We start from the raw sequence: 5,815 nt of genomic DNA, 5'->3' as shown, positions 1-5,815 counted from the left end.
CGCTCGGCGGGCGGCAGCAGTGGACTGCGGGTCAACATGGTTGGGCTCGCCACATAGGGGGGTGGCTGGCGAGGATCGGACGCGACACGCTCCAGCCCGGCAGACCGGGACCGAGGAGTCCGATCCCCTCGACATAGGCCCTCATCATGCCGCCCACCCGAAGATCAGGCTGCTGTTGCTGCCGCCGAAGCCGAACGAGTTGGTCATCACGCGATCCAGCCGCCCACGCTCGTTCGCCTGCAGGTAGCGGCTGCGCAGGGCGGGATCGAGGGTGACGGTCTGCGGGCTGCCGGGCAGCAGGCCGTTGCGGAGTGCCAGCATGCTGATGACCGCCTCGACAATGCCGGAAGCACCCAGCGTGTGGCCGGTGTAGCCCTTGGTCGAACTGACCGGGGTGCGGGTGCCGAGCAGTCCGGTGATCGCCTGATCCTCCGCCGCGTCGCCATAGGTGGTGGCGGTGCCATGCAGGTTGACATAGTCGATGTCGCCCGGCCGCAACCCGGCGCTGGCCAGCGCACGCTCCATCGCCAGCCGGGCCCCCATCCCTTCCGGATGCGGCGTCGACATGTGGTGGGCATCGTTGCTTTCGCCGACACCGAGAAAATGGACGGCGCCGGGGGCCGGCTTCCGGTCGGCGCGCTCCAGCAGGGCCAAGCCGGCACCCTCGCCCAGTGAGACACCGTTGCGGTCGGCATCGAAGGGCCGGCAGGGGGTGGGCGAGACCAGCTCCAGCGAATGAAAGCCGTAGAGCGTCGTCAGGCACAGGCTGTCGGCACCACCGACGACCGCGGCGTCGCACAGGCCGGTGGCAATCATGCGGGCGGCGCTGGCGAAGACCTTCGACGTGGTGGCGCAGGCGGAGGAGACGACGAAGGCCGGCCCTTCCAACCCCAGCCGGCGGCGGACGAAATCGGCCAGCGATCCGGTGCTGTGGGTGGTGGCGAAGCTGAAGGCGGCGGGCAACTCTCCGGTCTGCGGGTCACGCGCCCGGAAGGCCAGTTCGGCGGACAGGATGCCGGACGTGCTGGTGCCAAGGAATACGCCGATCCGGTCAGCACCATGGCGCTCGCGGACGCCGGCGACCGCTTCGGCAAAGCCGTCCTGACGCAACGCCATCTCGGCCAGCCGGTTGTTGCGGCAGTCATAGCCGGCGAGGTTGTCCGGCAGGCGGATATCCTCGACCCCTCCGACCTCGCCGACATGGGTATCCAGTGTAACTGTCTCGAAACTGCAAGGTTTAAGGCCACCTCGGCCGGTGCGGAGAGCGTCCAGGGTTGCATCCTGGCCGTAGCCAAGACTGCTTACGATGCTCATATGGCTTACGACGAGTGGATGCACGATCAATTTCTTATGAAGTCCGGGCGGAGTGGGCGGCGGTTTGCGGTTTCATTACTCGATCAATGCTAGCATCGGCAATTTCATGCGAGGAAGGGCAAATTTGGACTGTCGTATTGCTTCTGCGGGCTATGAACAAGGTGTTGGCGAAGGGGGTGCCCTGGCTCATTGGCAGAGCCTCCGTTTCGAACCCAAGTCCAACCAGCAAACCTGACCACTCCACAGCTGGACGGTAGGTCAGCGACTGCCGCCAGCGGCCGCGCGTTGCACAGGCGGCTTGCTCGGCCCAGCGGGTGATCCGGAAGGGCAAACCGCCGTCGGCATCGGCTTCCCGCAACAGCAGAAGGCCCCCCGGTGCCAGTGCCTCGGCGCAGCGGGCGAGCAGCGCCGCCTGCTCGTCGCGATGCAGATAGAGCAGCACGTCGAGGATAACGATGGCGTCGCAGGGCGGCAGGGCCATGCTGCGGATGTCGCCCCGGATGACGGCGTCGGACCCCAAGGCCGCTTGGCCGATCCGCGCCCGCTTCGGCGACAGTTCGACACCCCGGGTTACGAGAGCTGCGGGAGGAGCGGGCCAATCCGCCGGCCAGTCGCCGGCGGCATGTCGGTCGGCCGCCGCGCGCAGCAGCGCCGTCAAAACCCCCTGGCCGCAGCCGAGATCGAGCAGCATGCCACGGCTGGGCAGCAGCGGGTGGCTCAGCAGGTGCAGGAAGATTGGATCGCCGGCGAGCTTGCCCCTGGCGAAATGCCAGGCATAGCGGCCGCAGCGGCGGTACGGCCGGGCGGCGGCGGTGACCAGATCACGGAAGAGAGCGTCGGTCATCGGTCACCACCTCCAGCGAAACGGCCGCCAGCCCGTGGGCGCTCAGGGTGTCGAGCAGGCGTGGCAACACCGTCAGCACCACCGGCCGGCCATCACCGTCACGGGCGGCGGACCCGTCGTGAAGCATCAGCAGGTCGCCGGCGGCGAGATTGCGGACGAGGCGCCGCTCCACCCCCGCCGGGTCGCGCCGCACCGCGTCGTAGCCGCGCCGGGTCCAGGTCGCCAGACGCAGGCCGAAACCGGCGAGAACGGGGTCGAGCAGGGGATTGCGCAACCCCGCCGGTGGTTTGAAGTAGCGCGGCGGCCGGCCGGCGAGGCCGGTCAGGATGCGTTGCGCCTCTCCCACCTCGCGGCGGATGGCGCGGATTCCCATGGTGGCGAAGCGGTGGGAGTGGTGCCAGCTGTGGTTCTCAACCGTATGGCCGCGGCGGACGATGGCGTCGATCAGGGCCGGATGACGGGCGGCGCGATCGGCGATGCAGAAGAAGCTTGCCCTGGCGTTCCTGCTGTCCAGCAGGTCGAGGACGGCGGGCGTCACCTCCGGGTCCGGACCGTCGTCGAAACAGAGTCCGATCTGACGGAGCCGGGCATTCTCCCCCGGCAGGCGGCGCAGGTTGGGGCCGAGCAGGCCGCAGCGCGGCCAGAGCCCGGCGGCTCCCAGCAGGGCATGGTTTCCGGCCAGAGCGGCCAGAGCCCAGGGCCACATCGCGGGCATGGCCGCAACGCCTGCCGCAGCGGCGACATGCAGGGCGGCCGAGGCGCGCAGCAGGGGCGAAGGGGTCCAGCGCCGACGCTCAGCCATGACCGGGGGCCTCCGGACCGATGGGCTGCGGCCGGCTCAGCACCGCCGCGAAGGCGAGGCAGAGAAAGGCGCCGATGGCAACCGTCATGCCGATGCCATGCAGCACGGGAATGCCGGAAAAGGCCAGCGTGCCGAAGCCGATGACGGTGCAGAGATTGGCGATGGCGACGGACGCAACGGTACGCTCCCGCAGCGACGGAGACGGCTCCGGCCGCTCGAACAGCAGGGAATAGTTGGAGCCGACGCCGACCACCAGCAGAAGCCCGACCAGATGGAAGATCGTCAACGCCTGTCCGAGCGCCGTCACCAGCGCCATGGTGACAACCACCGCCGCGGCCAGAGGCATCGCCGCTGCGATCAGCGAACGGAGGGACCGCAGTGCGCCAGCCAGCAACAGGGTGATGGTGATCGCGCCGGTCACGGCGAGTGTCAGCGCCTCCTGGCGATAGGTGCGGTAGAGGCTGTCGGACTCCTCCTTCAGGTTCAGAAGGATGGCGCCCTGTGCCATTGGGGTGCCGGCCAGCCGGGCAGCCAGTCGCTGCGGGTCGGTGACGCCGCGCAGGGGCAGCATGGCGGTCCAGCCGGCGCCGGTGCGGACCAGCAGGGAGTCGACCTTCAGCTTCAGGCTGGTGCCGCCCAGGCTGGCCGGGGTCAGCAGCGGCATGGTCCTTGCCTTTTCGGCATCGGCCAGGAAGGGCGTGAAGGCATCGGGGCGGAAGGGCAGGCCTTGCAGGGCCTGGGTCAGGCCGGCGCGCAGCCGGTCCGGCGGCGGCAGGGCGGCTTGGCGGACCCGTTGGGTGGCTTGGCTCGGCAGGGTGTGGGCGGGGGAGTCGTAGCCGGCGATCAGACGATCGCGGATCAGGGTGTTCAGCGGGGCATCCAGCCGCTCGGCGGCGGCCAGGGCCTCTTCCACCGTGGTGGCGCCGGTCACCAGCAGATGGCCGGCGTCGGGTGCGCCAAGGTCGCGGCGCAACACCTCGTCCAGCCGCTGGTCTGCTGCCGCCACAGGGCTGAGGCTTGACAGTTCGGCCGACCAGAGGGACGACCCCTGATAGGCCAGCCATGCCAGCGACAGCAGGGTGGCCGCGGCCAGGGGCAGGCGCAGGACCGGCGCGGAGCGGGTCAGGCTGCCCAGCAGCGGGGCCAGCCGGGCCGGGCGTTCGGTGGCATAGCCCTCCGGCAGCAGGGTCGGCAGCACCCAGCGGGTCACGGCCAGCGCCACCAGCAATCCGGTGATCGAGAAAGAGGCCCAACTGGGCCCAGACCGCTGAAGCTGGAGAGCAGCATGGTGCCGAACCCGACGACCGAGGTCGCCGTCCCCAGCAGCAGCGTGGGCCAGATGCGCAGAAGGGTGTGTCGTGCCGGGCTTCCCGGCCTGGGTCCGGGTGAACAGATAGATCGCGTAATCAACGCTCTCGCCCAGCAGGGTGACGCCGAAACCCAGCGTGATGCCATGCACCATGCCGAAACCCAGCCCGACAGCCGCGATGCCGGCCAGCGTCCCGGTCGCCGCCGGAAGCAGCGACAGCGCCAGCACGCGAAAGGACCGGTAGACCAGCAGCAGGATGCCGGCCACCAGAAGCGTGGCGATGATGGAGGATCGGGTCGCATCCGCCTCGATCCGGTCGCGCGTCTGGACGGAGAAGACGGCCGGCCCGGTCATCGCCAGCTGTGCGGTGCCGGCGGTTCCCTTCGCGTCGTCGAAGGCGCTGCGGATCAGCTTCAGCGTCTTCCGCTGGGCATCGAGGTCGAACCCGGCGGCGGCGGTCTGCACCAGCAGCAGGGCACGTGCCGCGTCGGGCGACACCCACACGCCGTCCCGGCTGGCCGGGCCGGCGGTGTCGCCCAGTATCCGGTCGGTCAGTCGCAGGATCTCCGCGGTGGGGTCGGCGGGGAGAGCCTGCTTCAAGGCCATGCCGGCGGGTGACTGCAGAAGGCGCAGGTCGTTCTGCAGGGCGTCACGCAGACCGTCGGCGGTGAAGCGGTCGGGGGTGACGCCGGGACTCAGCAGATAGCGGTTGGTCCAGAGATAGGCGGCATCGGCGCCGCGCCCGGTCCGCTCGCCATTCTCCACCGCTGCCACCAGCGGATTGCCGCGAAGCCGGGCGGCCAGGGCGCGGCTGAGGCCGGTCAGGCGGTCCGGTGCGTCACCCTCGATGGCGACCAGGATCAGACGCGAGACGACGCCGTCGCGCAGCTGGTCGACCAGCAATTGCTGGGCGGCGGAAGGGGAGCGGGGCAGGAAGGCGGACAGGTCGGCGGTGACCGGCGTCCGCGTCACCAGCAGACCGCAGGCGATCAGCCCGGCCAGCCAGAGTGCCAACGCCCACTTGGCGCTCCATCCGGCCCGTCGCACCCCTGCGGTCATGCCGGGTCCGGCTGGATGGTCATGACGGACCGGTCGCCGTCGGCCTGGAGGACCTCGATCCGGCGGATGGTGGCCTCACGGCCGGCGATGACGATGCGTTGGACCGTCCTGCGCGCCTCTTCCGCCCGCGGGGTCAGCCGCATGCGCCAGTCCTGCAATGTGCCTTCCAGCGCCACCTCGTAGAAGCGCATGACGGTCGGCACGTCGCCGCGCAGGGTGGAGCGGATGCTCTCCACATAGGTCTGGATTTCCGGCATGGCGGAAACCGACAGCGTGCGGAACGCGCCGTCCGCCTGGGTCAGCGTCAGCCGGTCGCCGTCCAGGCGCAGGCTTTCCGCCTGGGGCTGGAGGGTGCGCTTTTCCAGGAGGTCGGGACGTTGGTAGGTCAGCGTGCCGCTGCTCTCAAGCGGAGCGGTCAGCATGCCGATGGCGCGCGTCTCGGTGAAGCGGGCGCTGGAGCTGCCGACCTGGGCGAAGCGGGCGAACA

General features: G+C 69.9%; 5 protein-coding genes. All 5 read right to left on the bottom strand.

Features of this window, described 5'->3' with window-relative positions:
- Positions 1 to 144 precede the first annotated feature (144 nt).
- Positions 145 to 1,338, bottom strand: coding sequence for a beta-ketoacyl-[acyl-carrier-protein] synthase family protein (locus tag I71_RS12685; protein WP_042695221.1), 1,194 nt, complete (start codon positions 1,336 to 1,338; stop codon positions 145 to 147).
- 10 nt (positions 1,339 to 1,348) lie between these two features.
- Entirely contained in the window at positions 1,349 to 2,158 is an 810-nt protein-coding gene (locus I71_RS12680) for a trans-aconitate 2-methyltransferase (RefSeq protein ID WP_083897129.1), read from the bottom strand.
- The gene (locus tag I71_RS12675; RefSeq protein ID WP_042695219.1) at positions 2,136 to 2,960 is read right to left on the bottom strand and encodes a polysaccharide deacetylase family protein; all 825 of its coding nucleotides are present in this window, start codon (positions 2,958 to 2,960) and stop codon (positions 2,136 to 2,138) included. Before I71_RS12675 ends, I71_RS12680 begins: the two co-directional genes overlap by 23 nt.
- Positions 2,953 to 5,328 carry an MMPL family transporter gene (locus I71_RS12670; RefSeq protein ID WP_199902166.1) on the bottom strand — a complete coding sequence of 792 codons (2,376 nt, stop codon included), beginning with the start codon at positions 5,326 to 5,328 and terminating at the stop codon, positions 2,953 to 2,955. The genes I71_RS12675 and I71_RS12670 overlap by 8 nt, the downstream gene beginning before the upstream one ends.
- Positions 5,325 to 5,815: LolA-related protein (locus I71_RS12665; protein WP_042695218.1), on the bottom strand; the 491-nt coding region annotated here is incomplete at its 5' end. The genes I71_RS12670 and I71_RS12665, both read right to left, overlap by 4 nt.

The sequence above is a fragment of the Azospirillum sp. B506 genome (assembly GCF_000333595.1).
Taxonomy (GTDB): domain Bacteria; phylum Pseudomonadota; class Alphaproteobacteria; order Azospirillales; family Azospirillaceae; genus Azospirillum.
This window is presented reverse-complemented; position numbering and strand designations above follow the sequence as displayed.